The following is a 16,782-nucleotide window of genomic DNA, read 5'->3' as shown; positions in this document are numbered from 1 at the left end:
ACGTCTTCGTCATTCTCGCGGATGCAGATGCAATCGTGATCGAGGATCTCGCGCGGTTCACGCGGATACCCCCGGGCCGCGATATAACCCGGACTCGCGCATAACCATCGTTCGTTGGCGAGCAGTGGCCGCGCAGTCCACGACGTGTCGCGCACCGTGCCGATCTGGATCACGACGTCGGCGTCGTGACTATGCGGCCAAGGCGTTTCCAGCAGATCGAGTTGCAGCCGGATCTCCGGATTCTCCCGCGCAAATCGCGCGAGCAACGGCGCCACATGCACGCGGCCGAAGCCGAAAGGGGCTGCAATGCGAATGTGGCCGGCGAGACGCGCGGTTTCATCGCGGAACGTATCCGGAAGCGCTTCAATGGCGGTGAGAAGACTCTGCGCTTCCCGCGCGAGGCGCGCACCGTCGGCGGTCAGCGACATGTTTCGTGCATCCCGCGTGGCGAGCGTTACGCCGAGCGTTTCCTCCAGCTTCTTGAGCCGCATGGAAAGTGCCGATGTCGTCACGTTGAGCACGCGCGCCGCCGCACTGAGCGATTCCGATCGCGCGAGCGTGGTGACGAGCCTGAGATCCGCCAGTTCCATCGTTCAGTTTTTCTTAAGGATAGATGTGTGTGAATTTAACCATAGCTTAATGTTTTATCAGTAAAGTTGCGTCCATCATGCCAAACCAATCTGCCTCGACATACCCGAAAGCGGTGCTCTTCGACCTGCTCACCGCCCTGCTGGATTCATGGACCTTGTGGAACCGTGCAGCCGGCAGCGAAGCCGCGGGACGCACGTGGCGCGCGGAATACCTGCGCCTGACCTACAACTGCGGCGCGTATGTGCCCTACGAAGAACTCGTGCGTCAGGCCGCGTTGCAAACCGGTCTGAACGAGTCGGCGGCACGCACGCTCGAAGCCCAGTGGATGCAACTCGCGCCGTGGAGCGGTGCGCGCGATTCATTGCGCAAGCTCGCGCCGCACTGCAAGCTGGGGATCGTCACGAACTGTTCCGATCGGCTGGGCCGGCAAGCCGCCGACCTGTTCGACATCGACTGGGACGTGATCGTGACGGCCGAAAACGCCGGTTTCTATAAACCCGATCCGCGTCCTTATCAACGGGCGCTGGATCGCCTGAACATAAACGCCGACGACGCCGCTTTCGTCGCCGGTTCGAGCTACGACATGTTCGGCACCGCGAAGCTCGGCTTGCGTACCTACTGGCACAACCGCGTGGGCCTCGATCTCGTCGATGGCGCGCAAGCGCCCGAAATCGAAGCGCCCACGTTCGATGCGTTGCTGCCGTGGCTGCGCGAATTCGGTTCATCGAAGGTATCGAAGGAAGACTCCGCACAATGAAACTCGACCAGATCGAAACGCCCGCCGCGCTGATCGACCGGCCGCGCATGATGCGCAACATCGAACGCATGCAGGCGCATATGAACGCGCTCGGCGTGGTGTTCAGGCCGCATGTGAAGACCTCGAAGTGCGTGGACGTGGTGCGCGCCCAGCGCGATGCCGGCGCGCGCGGCATCACGGTGTCCACGCTCAAGGAAGCCGAGCAATTCTTCGCGGCCGGCTTCAGCGACATCCTGTATGCGGTGGGCATGGTTGCATCGAAGCTGCCGCGTGCATTGGCGTTGAAGCAATCTGGTTGCGATTTGAAACTGATCGTCGATAACCTCGAATCGGCGCGAGGCGTCGCGGAGTTCGGCCGTTTGCACGGCGTGACCTTTGAGGTGTGGATCGAAATCGATACCGACGGCCATCGCTCCGGCGTCAAGCCCGGCGAGGCGCGCTTGATCGATATCGGCCGCGCCTTGCATCAGGACGGCGCGCGCCTGGGCGGCGTGCTGACGCACGCGGGATCGAGCTACGAACTGAACACGCCGGATGCACTCGCCGCGCTCGCCGAGCAGGAGCGCGCCGGTTGTGTGCAGGCCGCCGAGCGCCTGCGCGAAGCGGGTTTGCCATGCGATGTCGTCAGCGTCGGCTCTACGCCGACCGCCCTCGCCGCGCGTCACCTTGAAGGCGTGACCGAAGTTCGCGCGGGCGTGTATGTGTTCTTCGATCTCGTGATGCGCAACGTGGGCGTATGCAATACGGCCGATCTGGCGCTGAGCGTGCTGACCACGGTCATCGGTCATCAGGCGGATAAAGGCTGGGCCATTCTCGATGCCGGCTGGATGGCGATGAGCCGCGACCGCGGCACGGCAAAGCAGACACATGACTACGGCTATGGCCAGCCATGTACGCTCGATGGCTCGCCGCTCGAAGGCTACACGCTGACTGGCGCAAACCAGGAACATGGGATCCTCGCGAACACGGGTCATCCGGACGGAGACATCACCGCGCGTTTGCCGGTCGGCACGCGGCTTTTGATCCTGCCGAACCACGCCTGCGCGACCGGCGCGCAATACCCGGCTTATCACGCGCGTTCGGGCGCGGACGAGATCGAAGTGTGGGACCGGTTCTACGGCTGGTGAGGCGGCGCTTGCCTCGTCAGACGAGCTACCGGAAAACGCTTTAATCGTTCGCCCGCGAGCAGTTCCAGGCAAACGGCGGTCAAACCCCCGCCAAATTTGTGACCGAAGGTCAACAGACAACTTTTTGTCCGACTATACTTGCGGCCTTTCTGACTTCCTGGCTTGCCCGCATCGCTGGCCTTAGGCCGATGCCACACGGCAGCAACGAAGCCAAAGTTTTGCCATGACTGAAAAGCGCCGCCGTCCCAGCCTGATATCCCGCTACGCCCTGATTGCTGCAACGATTGGCGGTATCGCGGGATTGTTTGCGTGGACCGGGGGATGGATTCATTGGCCACATGATCAGCAGACGCTTACATCGGCCCGGTTGATCGATGCCTTCGAATCCGATACAAGCCCGCACCCCGGCTTCCGCCGCAATCATGCGAAGGGTGTATGCGTGAGCGGTCGCTTCGAAAGTAACGGCAACGGCGCGCAGCTTTCTCGAGCAAGCGTGTTCGAGCGGGGCACGGTCCCGGTGGTCGGGCGCTTGTCGGCGCCGGGTTTCGACCCGACGCAAGAAGACGATACCGCGATGGTCCGCAGCTTCGCCCTGCGCTTTACCTTGAGCCACGGCGAGCAATGGCGCACCGCGATGAACTCCGTGCCGATCTTCGCCGTCAGCACACCGGAAGCGCTGTATGAGCAGTTGGCCGCGTTGCGGCCTGACGCCGCGAGCGGCCGCGTCGACCCCGCGAAGATGGAGATGTTTCTGGAAAAACACCCTGAAACAAGGGCTTTTCACGAATGGCTGGCAAGTCACCCGGCGTCATCGAATTTTTCCAACGCCAGTTATTTCAGCATCGACGCGTTCAGGTTCACCAACGCCCAAGGCAACACGCATTTCGTTCGATGGAGCGTCGTGCCCGACGCGGCATACCAGCCCGTCAGCACAACCGATGCGCGCGATCCGGACTTCCTCGCGCACGACCTGAGCAAGCGCCTCGAGCACGGTCCCGTGCGCTGGCATCTGATGATCACGCCAGCCGCGCCCGGCGATCCGACGAACGACGCCACCCGCGTCTGGCCGCAAGAGCGGGAGCTGCATCGCGTGGATGCGGGTGTGGTGGTGATCGACAGGGCGGAGTCGCAAATCGATGGAGCATGCCGCGATATCAACTTCGATCCGCTGATCTTGCCGGCTGGAATCGGACCGTCGGACGATCCGCTGCTGGCCGCGCGCTCATCGGCATATTCGGTTTCTTTCAACCGCCGTACACAAGAAGAAGCGCAGGCGGCGCAAGCGGGAACCTCACGCCACTAGACCCGTGCGGCAAGCCGGATGGGTATGCGGCGAAATGCCCGATTGCAAGTTAAACTACGCGGTTCGTTTCACGCAGCTCTCGCGTGCATGCTGCTGGCAGCATTCGGACAAGACACTGGTACCAGGAGATATTCGTTCGATGAACGGTGCAGACTTACCAAGCATGCTTCCCGAAATGCTGCCGCGCTTGTGGGCCTTTGCGCTGCGCATATCGGGCGACCGGCACGACGCCGAGGATCTCGTCCAGCGTGCGTGCCTGCGCGCGCTCGAACGGGCGCATCAATTGCAGCCCGATACGGCCCCGTTGAGCTGGATGTTTTCGATTGTTCATTCAACCTGGATCAACGAATTGCGGGCGCGAAGCGTGCGCAAACGTTCGAGCATGGACTGGGACGACGACTTCCTGGAGAACATCGCCGACCCGGTCGACAAAGGCCCGGAAACGCAGCTCATGCACGGCCAGATCATCAGCGCCGTGGAACGCCTGCCCGAAGCGCAGCGCGTGGTGATGCTGCTGGTCGCGGTCGAAGGGCTGAGTTACCAGGAAGCTGCAGATGTACTCGAGGTTCCTATCGGAACCGTCATGAGCCGCTTATCGCGCGCACGGCAAGCAGTCGGCGCGCAGTTCGGCACGCACGAACCGAAGCCAAAAGCCTCGGCGACGCGAAAGGACTCAATCGCATGAAAACCGATGAAGTAATGTTGATGGCGTATGTCGACGGTGAACTGCCGCCCGACCAGCGCCATGAAGTCGAGGAACACATACGCGCGTCAGCCGAGGCGGCAGAACTGGTCGAGTTGCTGAAGGCGTCGCGCGTGGATTATCGGGGCGCGTTCGCCGCGCAAAAGTTGCCGCCCGTACCGGATTCGCTGACGCAGAAGATTGAGGCGATGGCACGCGCGCATGCCGCGCCCGCAGTCAATGACAACGCCGTTCCCTCGTCAGCCGGCGGGCCCGTTCGCTCGCGTATGCGCTCCGTTCCCGCGTGGCTTGCTGCTGCCTGTGTAGCAGGCGCGTTCTGCGGCGGCTTGTTCCTGCGGCTCGGTCCTCTTTTGGACCATGGCCCATCCGGTTCAATGGCCGCAAGCAATCTCTCGCCGTGGGTTCAGGCCGCCACGGGTTACCAGAAGCTCTATACCCGCGACACGCTGGCCTATGTCAGCGAGACGCCGGAGACATCCTCGAAAACGGTCGATGACATCCGTCGCGAAGACGGTCTTGCATTGCGCATCCCGGATTTGCACAGCGCCGGCCTGACGTTCAAGACCGTGCAGCGCCTGCGTTTCAACAACAAGCCGCTCGTTCAGATCGTGTATCAACCTGAGAAGGGTGAACCCGTCGCGCTTTGCGTGATGAAGGACGTGAAACCGGATCAGGCGGTGGCAGGTCAGGACGTCGATTCCATGCAGGTGGTGACCTGGCGTCAGGCCGAACTGAGCTACGCGCTGATCGGCAAACCCGACGGCGTGGACCTGAATGCGCTCGGCAAACAGATCTCGAACCGCGAGGTGGAGCAGCTTTTCAGCGATTCGACGTCCGTGGTGCTTCCGGGCTCATCGGCTGGCTGAATTTCCGCAGTCAACACGTCATGGTCATCCAAATTCGCGGCGTTTCTCTGGTATGACCATCGAACATGTGGTTCGCATGAAACAACGTTTAAGCGTCCGCACCAAATCGCAGTTACACTTGTTACAAGTCCCGCCGGAGCTGGAAAAACTTGTTTTGGGATCATCGATTTAATTTTGCGCGCATGGAATTTCGGCGCAACCCTGGGTGTTCTTCTTTTAGTACGGGTATAACTTGAGGCCGTTGTTGGGTTGCCGCATTCGTGTGAAGTGGCGATTCTTCTGTGAACCATGTAATCGAGATTCCTGTCAAACCGCCTCGGCGGGGCCGCAACGGGTGGTTATGCTGGTTGTACGGGTAACCCGGCTTGGTTATAAATAAGCCCTTAGAAACTGTGAAGAAACAGTAGAGTCCTCGAAGGTCGATTGCAATTCCAAATGAGGGTGTTTTTTCATTGGGAAAATGCAATCAAGGGCACGAGAGAAACAAAAACATAAATCATCAGCGAAGCGAACTGCTTAAGTCTTATGAAATCGGACGATACCCTGCTGATGGCCTACGTGGATGGCGAACTGCCGTCACACGAACGCGAGGAAGTGGAGCGCGAACTGCGCACCTCTCCCGACGTGGCTGAGCGCGTCGCGCTCTTGCAGGCTTCGCGGTTGCCTTATCGCGATGCATTTGCCGGACAGAAGCTGCCACCGGTTCCCGCCAGCCTGACGGCGAAGATCGAGGAAATGGCCCGAGCGGCCAAGGCCAGGACCGATGTCAGCGTGAATGATCCCGTGGTGGAACATGCGCCCGGAAGTCCTGCGTCATCGACCATTCGTTCGCGGCTGCGCATTGCGCCCGCGTGGCTTGCCGTGGCGTTTCTCGGCGGCGCGTTCGCGTGCGGACTCGTGCTGCGCCTCGGGCCAGGCGCAGGGCCGGCATCGAACGTGGGTGCATCGATTGCATCCGTGGGAACCGGTGTCTCGCCCTGGATCATGGCTGCAGCAAGTTACCAGCAACTCTATTCGCGCGAGACGCTTGCGAACGTCAACAGCGACACCGACCTGTCCATCAAGACCGTAAATGAAATCCGCCAGGACGATGGCCTCGCGCTGCGCATTCCCGATTTGAGCGCGGCAGGGCTCACGTTCAAGCGCGTGCAACGGCTGCGCTTCAACAACAAGCCGCTCGTGCAGATCGTGTATTTGCCCAAGGAAGGCGCGCCCATCGCACTGTGCGTGATGAAAGAGGTCAAGCCCGATGCGGCGGTAGCGGATCAAACGGTCGCATCGATGACCGTCGTCACCTGGCGTCAGGCCGAACTCGGCTATGCGCTGATCGGGCAGCCGCAAGGCGTCGACCTGACCGCGCTTGGCAAGCAGATCTCCAGCAGCCAGGTCGCGCCGCTTTTCAGCCGCGACGAGTCACGTGCGTCAAGCGCCTCGCTGTTGGCATCGGCGAAAATCCCCCTGAGTACCCGCCCCGTTTTCTGACAGGCGCGGAATAATTTCATCGCTTCGCTGTTGTGTTTAATGCGCCGGCCATTTCCTGGCTCGCGGCGCATTAACGCACAGCGGAACGCATGAGCTATCGCCTCGAATACTTCCTGTTTCTGTTGCACTCCCGTCGGCCGGTCAAACGCGCGTTGTGCGGCTTGTCTGCGTTCGCGTTGCTGTGTGCGGCCTCGCAAGCGCATGCCGGCTGGACGATCGCAAGCGCCGACGCACCCGCCACGGTCATTCGCGCGACGAACGTCTATCAATTGGGCGCGGGCGAAGCGCTGCGTGACGACGACCTGGTTGAATCCGCGCCGCGCAGCGTGGTCCAGCTTCAGGACGATGCAGGCAACCTGCTCGCACTCGGGGCACAGACACGAGTGCTGCTGCAGGCGGGGCCGCGCGTATCGCTGCTCGATGGCTGGCTGAAGATCGCCCATACATGCGCAACGCCGCCGTGCAAGGCGCCTGTCGTCGATACGGAACGGGGTTCGGTCGAGCTTGGCGGGAACGCGGCGGCGATCGTTGCGGCGCTCCCCGGCACGAATCAGGACGAGCCGACAATCGCCGTATTCAGCGAAAGCGGCACGCAAACGTTGGCTGGTTCCGCGCGTAAAAACGCCATCACGCCGGGGAGTTTCGCTTATGTGACCGCAAGCGCGCCGCCGCAGATTGCGCAGCGTCCATCGAGCGCATTCCTCACCGACATGCCTGTTGTTTTCCGCGACGCATTGCAGCGTCTGCCCATCACACCGGCCGCACACAATATCCCTGTAAAACCGCTGCGCGCGGTGACCTACGACGATGTGTCCGCTTGGCTCGCAAGCGACTTGCCGGCGCGCAAGCGCTTCCCCGCGCGTTTCCGCTCGCGCCTTGCCGACCAGGCGTTTCGCCGTGCCATCGATCAAAACCTCAAGGCCTTGCCTGAGTGGCGCGTGCTGCTCTACCCGCCGCCCCCTCGACCCGATGCGCGCCAACGCGCGTTGCAAGCCGTTCGCGTCAACACCTCCGCGCCGCCCGCGAACTCACTGTATGCACATCCATGAAACGCAAACTCTCTCTTAGCGCCAAGTTCAATCTCGTCTTCCTGCTTGTCTTTGCAACCGGCCTGAGTGCGGCGGGCGTGGTCGCGGATCGTCTGTTGCAAAAGCAGGCACTCGATGAAACCGTACACGACGCCAACGTGCTGATCAGCGCGGCAGCATCGATGCAAAGCTACACCGCAACCCACGTCACGCCGCTGCTCGCCACGCAGATCAAATATCAGTTCGTACCCGAGTCCATTCCGGCGTTCTCGGCCATCGAAATGCTGAACCTGTTGCAAAAGGATTTCCCGAACTTCTCGTACAAGTCGACCATGCTCAATCCGACCAATCCGCGCGACCGGCCAACGGATTGGGAGACCGACGTGATCACGCATCTGCACGATCATCCCGACCTGAAACAGACGACAGGTCAGCGCATTTCGTCGGGCAATCCCACGCTGTTCCTTGCGCGGCCAAGCCGCATCACGGACGTCGCGTGCATGCAATGCCACAGCACCCCGAGCGCAGCGCCCGCGACCATGATCGACAAATACGGCTCGGCAAACGGGTTCGGCTGGACCATGAACGATGTGATTGGCGCAGAGTTCGTGTCGGTGCCGATGACGCAACCCATCGAACGTGGCCGCGCTGTCTGGCGCACGTTCATGCTGTCGCTGACGGCGGTGTTCGCGGTGGTGTTGATCGTGATGAACGTGATGGTGAACATGCTGATCACGCGACCCATCCAGTCGCTCTCGCGCGCCGCCGATGAAATGAGTCTCGGCAAGCTTGCCGAAACACCTTTGCCAACGGGTGGATCGGACGAGATTGCGTCGCTGGCGGTATCGTTCGGACGCATGAGGACGAGCCTGATCGAAGCATTCAAGATCCTCGATGAAGGGGCGCACTGATCATGACGGCATCCGCCGATACCCCATCCGAACTCGGCCGATACCGCATCGAGCGCGTGCTCGGACGCGGCGCAATGGGTGTTGTGTATCTGGCGTTCGATCCGCAGATCGAGCGCCATGTCGCGCTTAAGACCATCCGCAACGAATTGTTGCCGGCAGGTTCCGAAGGCGGTTCGATGCACGACCTCACCGCGCGTTTCCTGAACGAAGCGCGTGCGGCCGGCCGCCTTGCGCATCCGAATATCGTGTCGGTGTATGACTATGGCGAAGCGGGCGACACGGCATACATCACGATGGAATACGTGCGTGGCGAGAGCCTCGCCGCGCGTCTCGCTCAGCATGCCCGAACGCAAACCCGAATAGAACCGGCGCGTGCTTTAGGTTGCTTTTTTCAACTCCTCGATGCACTTGATTACGCGCATCAGGAAGGCGTGATTCATCGTGACATCAAGCCTGCCAACCTGCTGATCACGCAACGCGGCGAATGCAAGATCACGGACTTCGGCATTGCGCGGATCGAAGCGTCGCATCTCACGCAACTGGGCACGGTGATCGGCACGCCCAGCTACATGTCGCCGGAACAGTTCACGGGCGAGACCATCGATGCGCGCGCCGACCTTTTCTCCGCTGCGGTCGTGCTCTACGAAATGCTGACCGGCGTATGTCCGTTCGCGGGCACGCCGACCGTGGTCATGCGACAAGTGTTGAGCGACACGCCTATGCTGCCATCGGAACGCGTGCCGGGCTTGGCCGGTTATATCGATGCGATGTTGATGAAGGCGCTTTCGAAGCGGCCTGAAGACCGTTACGCCTCCGCGCGTGAATGGCGCGATGTGCTGATGGGCGCGCTCGGCGCGGCGCAATCCGAGGACAGCGACCAGACGGTGATTGCATTTGCAAAGCCGATTGCGTTACTCGAAGCGCCAGAGCTCAGCGAACCTTCAATGGACTGGCCGCCTGAACTGATAGCGCAACTGGAGGAGCGGCTCGCAAGTCACGTGGGACCGGTTGCGACGATCTTGCTGCGTCGTGCGACGGCGAAGTCCTCGGACTTCAACGCATTGCGGGAGCGGCTTGCGGCGCATTTTCCAACCGATGCCGCGCGGCGCGATTTCAACTCGCTGCTGATGCGGCTTGAGACGCCGGGGGATGGGTCACGGATTGCTTCGGGTATGAAGCGGACTTCGATGCCCAGGAACGAGTCGGTGCTTCAGGTGAGCATTGCGCCTGAGGTCTTGCAGGACGCCACGCTCAAGCTCGCTGCATATGTTGGGCCGATAGCGCGGGTCATCGTGGCGCGCGCCGCCGCGAACGTGCCCGATAAGGATACGTTTTACGAACGTCTGATCGATGCCGTGCAGGAACCGGATGACCGCGATGCGTTGCGGCGAGATCTTGGCATCGCACCGGATTAACCTCCCAGCAATCGCAAGAACAACGCCGTATCCGGCGCGCCCTCGTGCCTGTGCAGCGCTTGCGCGCTCGTCCACCAAACGCTCGCAACATCGCCCTCGCTCAAAAACCGCCTGAACGTATCGCGCCAGACCAGCGTTTCAGCACCGCTATCAAGTTGCTCCAGCTCGGCCTCGAACTCTGTCAGCGAGAACTTCGCCTTCAACGTCGATAAGGCCAAACCCGCCGCATGCTCGTACCACACCGAACTGCTGTGCAGCCAGTCATCGAAGAAAGCTTGAGCCATTGGTCGAGCCACGACGAAAGGAAAATACCGCCCGACGGCATCAATACCCGGCATCATCACGCCCGCATACGCCGCATCATCCATCACCCCGGGTTTCATCGCGAAACACCATAGCGGCATGCCGAGGAAGTCTTGCAACCAGGCGTCGCCAAGCTGTTCCTGAGCCTTGAGCAATCCGCGCTGCAACCACGTATCCCACTGCACGACAAATTCGCGCGACAAACCGCGTCCCACAAAGTCGCCATGCGTGCGCACTTTTCCGTAGAAGCCCGTGCCGGCTTCTTCAGGCGTCCTCATAGTTGCGCCGGGCATCGAAAGCGGTCGAGCACACCGGCACGAAACGGATTGACCACGCTGCTCGCCGTGAGGTCGACCGATACCAGGCCGTTGTCGAAGGTCGCCTTGAAACGGTCGGGCTGACCCGCGGGCGTGATCCGCGCGGTATCGAGCAGATGGAACAACGCCCACGGTCCGTCCGCATGCGGCGCAGTCGTCGCTGCCGGATCGAGCTCCACATGCGCCTGCCCCGTGCCCTTGCCGCTCGGCCACTGGAACGCGGCGGTCGCGCTCGACGTGCTGTCGGTTGCAACCAGTTGCACGCCGTCTACATCGAGTACAAAACGTTTGACGGATGGATCGATGGAAGCAAGCTTCGCCGAGAATCGAACCGATACATCATGACCGCCATCGCGAAACAACGCATCGCGGATCTGCGCAGCATTCTGGAACTGCGCAAGGACGTCGTCGGGTATGCCAAGCGAGCGCGCTTCCGGGCGCCAGCGCCATACAGCGCCCGACGTATCCACGCGGTTCTGCAAGTTCTTCTCGAAGAAATCATCGATCAGGCCGCCCGGCCCGAGAATCCGCCCGAAGTCGTCAGGCGCGGCATCCCGCGTGGAGGTGCGCACGAGCGGGTAGCGGCCATCCAGCGCTTGCCGGCAAGCCGGCGCGACCGTTGATGCCCACAGCGCCCGAAGCTGCGCACGCTGGCTCTGGACCTGAACCGTATCGGCGTTGTCCGCGACACCTTGCAGCACCGCACCGAGCGGCGCGGGTGCGCCTTGCGCGAGCAGTTTCAAACGATCGAGTGAACTCGTCGGCGGCAAGGGCAGTGATTGCTTGCGCGCGGAATCGACCGCTTGCAGCGTTGCGGCCGCTTCCTTCAATGCACCGATGGAATCGTCGACAGGCGCACCCGAGGTTGCCCCCGGCTTGCCCGCCAGATCATGCAGCGCCTGGAAATGCGTGTTGACGAGCGCGGCGCTGTCGGCACTTGCAGCGGGTTGCGTTCGACCTTCTGCGCCGCCGAGGCTCTTGCGCAATGCATCGAACTTGCCAGCGGCAGCGTCAGTACTTGCTGCCGGCGCGACAAACGTCGTCGCGATCGCCGCCGCCGTGATCAATGCACGCAGCGGTGAGTTCTGCGAGCCCATCAGGTTCGCAACGCGCGCGCCCTGGTCGGGTGCGGAAAACGATACGACACCGACATCGCCCAGCAGTCCGTCCCACTGCCGGATGCTTTCCTCGCAGTACAAACGCGTCAATGCCGTGCGAAGTTCATCGATACCTGCCGCATCCGGCTTCGTCTCGGCGCGCCCCAGCACCCAGTCGTCCTTCGCAATGTTGGCGAGCGTCATCTCGCGCAAGCGCAGGAAAGCGGTAAAACCAGCTTGCGTATAAGCACCATCGATACCCTGCGTCAACGGCATCCCGCTCTTGCGCACGAACACCAGCAGCCCGCTTGGCCCCGCCGCCTTGGCGATCGAAAAATCCGCCAGATGAAGCTGCGTAAGCTGCTGCTGGATGCGACTGTTCAGACGCAGCGCAAGCGGCACGCGGCTCAATGTTGCGCGTGCCTGGGCAATCAGGTTCTGATCGAGCGGCAGGTTTGAATCGAACTGTCCACGGCGAAAGAGCGCCTCAAGATGCTGATCGATACTCGCGCGTTGAGCATCGCTTGCGGTTTGCAGCGGACCGCGTTGCCAGTCGCGCATGGCCCAGCTTCTCAATGCGTCGGGATCGTAATGCGTCGGGTCGCCAAGCATCAGGTACGCACGCAGTACTTCATATTGGAGCGCAGCATTGTTCGCATCGCCGCGACGCAACTCTTCTTCCATGCGCTGCACGACAATGGGCAACAACGTCTGCCGCAACAACCGCTGATACACCCGTTGCGCTTCGGCGCCGATTTTCTCGCGTTGATCGAGACCGAGCTTCGCCCACCACACATCACCGCGGCTTTCGCGTTCGGCTTCGCCGCCGGGCAAGTCTCGGGCGGCATCGAGTACGGGGAGAACTGCGAGCGGATCATCGCCGAGCGTGGTCTGTTGCACCCGCTGCTGAAGTGCTGCAATCTGCTGACGGCTTTCGTCAACGAAGCGGCGGTTCGCCCGGTCGCTGACAAAGAGTCCGATCAACCCTGCAATCAACACGGCGCCCACCGCGCCAATAGCAATCTGCTGAAACCGCGCACGCCGCCGCTCGACGCGCAAGTTGCTGCCAGCAAGGCCCGCTTCCTCGAAGATCACATCGCGCAGCAAACGCTTCACGAAGTATGCGCGGCCACTCGATGTATCGGCGAGCAGCACTTCCCGTTGCAACCCGAGCGCTGCGGCCATGGAACTCATCATGCGGTCGAGCGGACGGCCGCTTTGCGTGCCGCTCGTGAAATACACGCCGCGCAACAACGCGGCGCGATCAAAGCGCGATTCGCTGAAGGCGTCATCCAGGAAACGCTGCAGCGATCCTTCGATACCCGCAAACTGCTGCGGGAACGAATAGATCAGTGCGCGACGGCGCACATCGGTTTCCTGCTGCATGCGTTGCAGCACGCGCTCCTGGAGCTGCCGATGAAGCAACCGGAATTCATCCGGGAAACGCTGCAGCGGTTGTCCTGAATTTTCCGCGCCGTCTTCAGGCGAATGCGGGAAGGTCACGCCCCACACTTGCTCGCGTTCGTCGCGGCCGAGGTCATCGAAGAATTCGGAGAAGCCCGAGAGCATGTCGCTCTTCGTGACTACCACGTACACCGGGAAACGCATGCCGAGCTGCTTGTTCAACTCGCTCAGGCGTTCACGCACCGACACCGCGTGCGCTGCACGTTGGGCATCGGTCTGCTGCAACAAGTCCGCTGCCGACACGACGACCATCACGCCGTTGAGCGGACGACGCGGACGGTATTTGCGCAGCATTGCGAGAAATCCGAGCCATGCGCCGCGATCCGCTTCGGCGTGGCTGTCTTGCGTGGTGAAGCGGCCGGCGGTGTCGAGGAGAACGGCGTCGTCGGTGAACCACCAGTCGCAATGACGCGTGCCGCCAACGCCACCAATCGCCTGCGCGCCAAGGCGGTCAGCCAGCGGAAATCGCAACCCTGAATGCACCAGCGCCGTCGTTTTGCCTGCACCCGGCGCGCCAACGAACATGTACCACGGCAAGTCGTAAATGGTCTGGCGGCGCGCAATGAACCACGATTTCCAGCCCTTGCCGTCTTTGCCCGTCGCGGTGGTTCGAAGCGTCTTCAATGCTTCCTCGAAGCGCGTGCGCAGGATGGCGAGATCCGCATCGGCGGCCTTGCGTGCTTCGCTCGGTTTGCGATCGGCCGGGTTCACCGAATCCGCGATAAGACTGCGCACGAAGTTGGAACTCGCAAGCCGTGCCTTCACGGCACGCGCGCCGAAGTACACCGCCCAGCACGCGAACAGCAGCGCAATTGCGATCCATCGGCTGGTCGTACTTCCTAGCGGCTCGCTGCCGTTGAACGCGAGCAAGGGTCCTTCGAACCACACAATGAACGCCAGCGCCAACATGCCGAAAAACGACATGACCACCGGCTTTCTGAATCCGTTCAACCACCTCATGACGCGGCTCCTGGCGAAAGAATCACAATGGCAACGCGACGATTTTTCGCGCGGCCTGCGGGGGTATCGTTTGGTGCAATCGGCTCGGTGTCGCCGCGTCCTTCCGCGCTCAGGCGCGAGGGCGAATCGATGCGCGCCGCGATGATCGCGCGCACGGTATCGGCGCGCGCCTGCGAAAGCGCCACGTTCGACGGAAACCGCGCCGAGATGATGCGCTGGTTGTCGGTGTGGCCGACCACGACCACGTTGCCGGGTTTGTCCTGCAATGCGTCGGCGATGCGCTGCATCAGCGGAGCAAAATGTGGATCGAGGTCGGCGCTGCCCGATGCAAACAATTGCGTGCCCGTCGCCGTGTTGTTGATGGTGACTGTCGTGCGGTCTACCGAATCGCCGACCGTCACCAGCCCTTGCGCAATCTCGGGCGCGAGGAAACCGGCCAGCGTGGCGGCAAGCTTGGGTGCTGCATCGACCTTCGATGCGAGTACAGGCGCGGGCGCCACGCGTATCGACCGCATCGAGGCGAACACCGGGTCCGAAAAGTCGTTGATTCGAAAGCTCAAAACGAGGCTGGCGGTCACGAGCACGAACGCGGCAAGTGCAAGCGCGACCCATAGCGGCACGAATTGCAACAGGCGCTTGCGTTCGCGCGGCGCGGGTTGCCAATGCGGCGACAACGCGCGTTCAACCGGCGGGCGCTGCGCACGGACCATCTGTTCGAGCCGTTCGCGTATCACGTCGAGCTGCGTCTTGCCGCCTTCCATCAGGCGGTATCGTCCGTCGAAACCCAGCGCGAGCATCACGTAGATCAGCTCGAGCAGATCGACATCGATAGCAGGGCTTTGCGCAAGACGCTGCAGGATTACGAAAAGACGCTCGCCGCCCGAAGCTTCGTTGTGGAACGTCACCAGCAAACTGCGGCGGCCCCACACGCCGGCACCCCACGGCGTGGCGGCAATCGATTCATCGATGAACGTGCACAGGCAATAGCGTGCCGGGCCAAGCTGCGCATCGGGTACGCCGAACGCGCGGCCGTTGGTTTCGAATGTGCGCACCATCTGGATCAGTTGCGTGCGCAGCGCTTCGAGATCCGGATGGCTCGTCAGGCGCCGCAACGGCAATGCGAGTTCAAGCAGCGGGTTCGCCGCGCGCAACAGCGGGTTGCGGCCGGCGAGCGTGGCGTCGAGCGGCGCCAAAGCTGGCAGTGCCGCCGCGGTTTTTGCCGTAGCCGGGCGCTCGCGCTTGAGACCGGGCGTCGGCATCATGATCGTGCGCGCGGCGTCGAGGAAACCCGAGTCGTCGATAGTCGGGTCCGTGTCGTTAGTCATTGCAGTGTCCTTGTTCATCGACGGATGGCCCAGCATTCCATCGTCAGGCCAGGGAACTCGCCGGCGACGTGCAGCGCCATTCCAGCCGACGCGTTGAGTGCTTGCCAGCCTTCGTTCTTGTCGTCGAGTTCGAAGTAAGTGAAGCCCGCATGGAACGGAAGCTGGCGCGGCGCGACCGGCAACGCGCGCAAACCGATGCCCGGCAATTGCAGGTTGACGAGGTCGCGAATTTTTTCGACCGCGCCGATCTTCACCTGGCTGCCGAACGCGGACAGCAGCGTTTCGGTGGATACCTGGGCGCGCACGGCGAGCACAAAAGTCGCATTCGTGAAGAGCGAGCGATCCGCGACCAGGGCAACGCGCAGGCCGTACTTGCGCTCCTCCAGCGGTATGGAGACCACGCCCGGATCAGCGACACGGCTCAAAGCAAGACGCAACGCTTCGATCACCGGCGTGAACGTTTCCTTCAACCGGTCATGCCGATACACGGGGAACGCCGGCGGCCGCCGATCACGCTGACTGAAGGTCGCCAGTTCTCCCGCAAGCTGCACAGTGGCCTGGAAAAGCGCCTCGGGATGCAGTCTGGTCATCGACCCAAAATGCGCGACCAAGGGCTGCGCTCGATTGACGATCTGCAGCAGCAGGAAGTCGGAGATCTCCGCCATGCCCGCGGCTTCCGGCTGCGACAACCGGGCCGCCAGCGCCTCGCCGCGTTGCTGGAGCAGACCGTTGAGCTCGGTCGAGAAGCGCGCGAGCTTGCCCGCGACAGTGAAGTCCAGACACGGCGCGCAATACTCTTCGTCCAGCACCACACGCGAATCGCTCAGGCGTTCGATCACACGCGCAACCCCCACATGAGCATGCGCATGCGCGACGTCCGGTTCGAGCGCGAGTTTCAACCGCAGCTTGCCGACCTGCAACAGCGTGCTGACGGCGTCGGGATCGTTGCTGTCGTGGACTTCGAACTCTTCCGTCCGATATCGCGCGAGGTTGTCCGCACGCTCAGGTCCGCCCGACTCGGTCGCGCCCGGCCGGCGAACCGGCAATGCGAGCACCACGAGCAGGTTCGCCGTGCCCTCGGGAATGTCGAGCGGCTCCGGGAGGTCGTCATCGGCGGGAAGGTTGAACGGCGT

At 62.1% G+C, this 16,782-nt stretch carries 14 protein-coding genes (1 of these 14 cut by a window edge); 9 read left to right on the top strand and 5 right to left on the bottom strand.

What is annotated here, in order from left to right; translation table 11 throughout:
- Positions 1-590, bottom strand: a 590-nt coding sequence (locus tag ACFFAR_RS02565) for a LysR family transcriptional regulator (RefSeq protein ID WP_375507482.1), incomplete at its 3' end; no start/stop codon positions are given.
- A gap of 77 nt (positions 591-667) precedes the next feature.
- Here ACFFAR_RS02565 and ACFFAR_RS02560 point away from each other — a divergent pair.
- From ACFFAR_RS02560 to ACFFAR_RS02520, 9 genes are all read left to right on the top strand, one after another.
- Positions 668-1,348 (top strand): HAD-IA family hydrolase, encoded by a 681-nt coding sequence (locus ACFFAR_RS02560; RefSeq protein WP_174362995.1) that lies wholly within the window; start codon positions 668-670, stop codon positions 1,346-1,348.
- A complete protein-coding gene (locus ACFFAR_RS02555) occupies positions 1,345-2,475 on the top strand; it encodes an alanine racemase (protein WP_174362996.1) in 1,131 nt (376 codons plus the stop codon). The genes ACFFAR_RS02560 and ACFFAR_RS02555 overlap by 4 nt, the downstream gene beginning before the upstream one ends.
- Positions 2,476-2,698: 223 nt before the next feature.
- A complete protein-coding gene (locus ACFFAR_RS02550) occupies positions 2,699-3,778 on the top strand; it encodes a catalase (protein ID WP_174362997.1) in 1,080 nt (359 codons plus the stop codon).
- A 139-nt stretch (positions 3,779-3,917) separates the two neighbouring features.
- Positions 3,918-4,463: an RNA polymerase sigma factor gene (locus ACFFAR_RS02545; RefSeq protein ID WP_062001355.1), complete on the top strand. Its 546-nt coding sequence runs from the start codon at positions 3,918-3,920 to the stop codon at positions 4,461-4,463.
- A complete protein-coding gene (locus tag ACFFAR_RS02540) occupies positions 4,460-5,347 on the top strand; it encodes a zf-HC2 domain-containing protein (protein WP_174362998.1) in 888 nt (295 codons plus the stop codon). Before ACFFAR_RS02545 ends, ACFFAR_RS02540 begins: the two co-directional genes overlap by 4 nt.
- A 525-nt stretch (positions 5,348-5,872) precedes the next feature.
- Entirely contained in the window at positions 5,873-6,829 is a 957-nt protein-coding gene (locus ACFFAR_RS02535; RefSeq protein ID WP_218778379.1) for an anti-sigma factor, read from the top strand.
- Positions 6,830-6,918: 89 nt separating this feature from the next.
- Entirely contained in the window at positions 6,919-7,878 is a 960-nt protein-coding gene (locus tag ACFFAR_RS02530) for a hypothetical protein (RefSeq protein WP_174362999.1), read from the top strand.
- Positions 7,875-8,768: a DUF3365 domain-containing protein gene (locus ACFFAR_RS02525; protein ID WP_174363000.1), complete on the top strand. Its 894-nt coding sequence runs from the start codon at positions 7,875-7,877 to the stop codon at positions 8,766-8,768. The genes ACFFAR_RS02530 and ACFFAR_RS02525 overlap by 4 nt, the downstream gene beginning before the upstream one ends.
- Before the next feature lie 2 nt (positions 8,769-8,770).
- Positions 8,771-10,183 carry a protein kinase gene (locus ACFFAR_RS02520; protein ID WP_174363001.1) on the top strand — a complete coding sequence of 471 codons (1,413 nt, stop codon included), beginning with the start codon at positions 8,771-8,773 and terminating at the stop codon, positions 10,181-10,183.
- Here the strand turns inward: ACFFAR_RS02520 and tagF are convergent.
- The 4 genes in view from tagF to tssK are tightly spaced (at most 14 nt apart) and all read right to left on the bottom strand, a layout consistent with a single transcriptional unit that may run on beyond the window.
- Entirely contained in the window at positions 10,180-10,764 is a 585-nt protein-coding gene (gene tagF / locus ACFFAR_RS02515) for a type VI secretion system-associated protein TagF (protein ID WP_375507481.1), read from the bottom strand. The two genes, ACFFAR_RS02520 and tagF, sit on opposite strands and share 4 nt — an antisense overlap.
- Complete coding sequence (tssM, locus tag ACFFAR_RS02510; RefSeq protein ID WP_375507480.1) at positions 10,761-14,324, bottom strand: type VI secretion system membrane subunit TssM; 3,564 nt, start codon at positions 14,322-14,324, stop codon at positions 10,761-10,763. The genes tagF and tssM overlap by 4 nt, the downstream gene beginning before the upstream one ends.
- The gene (gene tssL / locus ACFFAR_RS02505; RefSeq protein ID WP_174363932.1) at positions 14,321-15,649 is read right to left on the bottom strand and encodes a type VI secretion system protein TssL, long form; all 1,329 of its coding nucleotides are present in this window, start codon (positions 15,647-15,649) and stop codon (positions 14,321-14,323) included. The genes tssM and tssL overlap by 4 nt, the downstream gene beginning before the upstream one ends.
- A gap of 14 nt (positions 15,650-15,663) precedes the next feature.
- Positions 15,664-16,782, bottom strand: partial view of a type VI secretion system baseplate subunit TssK gene (gene tssK / locus ACFFAR_RS02500; RefSeq protein ID WP_375507479.1) — the 3' portion only. The gene runs 231 nt beyond the window's last position; the window shows 1,119 of its 1,350 coding nt (coding positions 232-1,350); the start codon falls outside the window, past its right edge; the stop codon is at positions 15,664-15,666.

Source organism: uncultured Caballeronia sp. (assembly GCF_964243625.1).
Lineage (GTDB): Bacteria > Pseudomonadota > Gammaproteobacteria > Burkholderiales > Burkholderiaceae > Caballeronia.
Note: the sequence above shows the minus strand (reverse complement) of the source record. Positions and strands in the feature narration are given on the sequence as shown.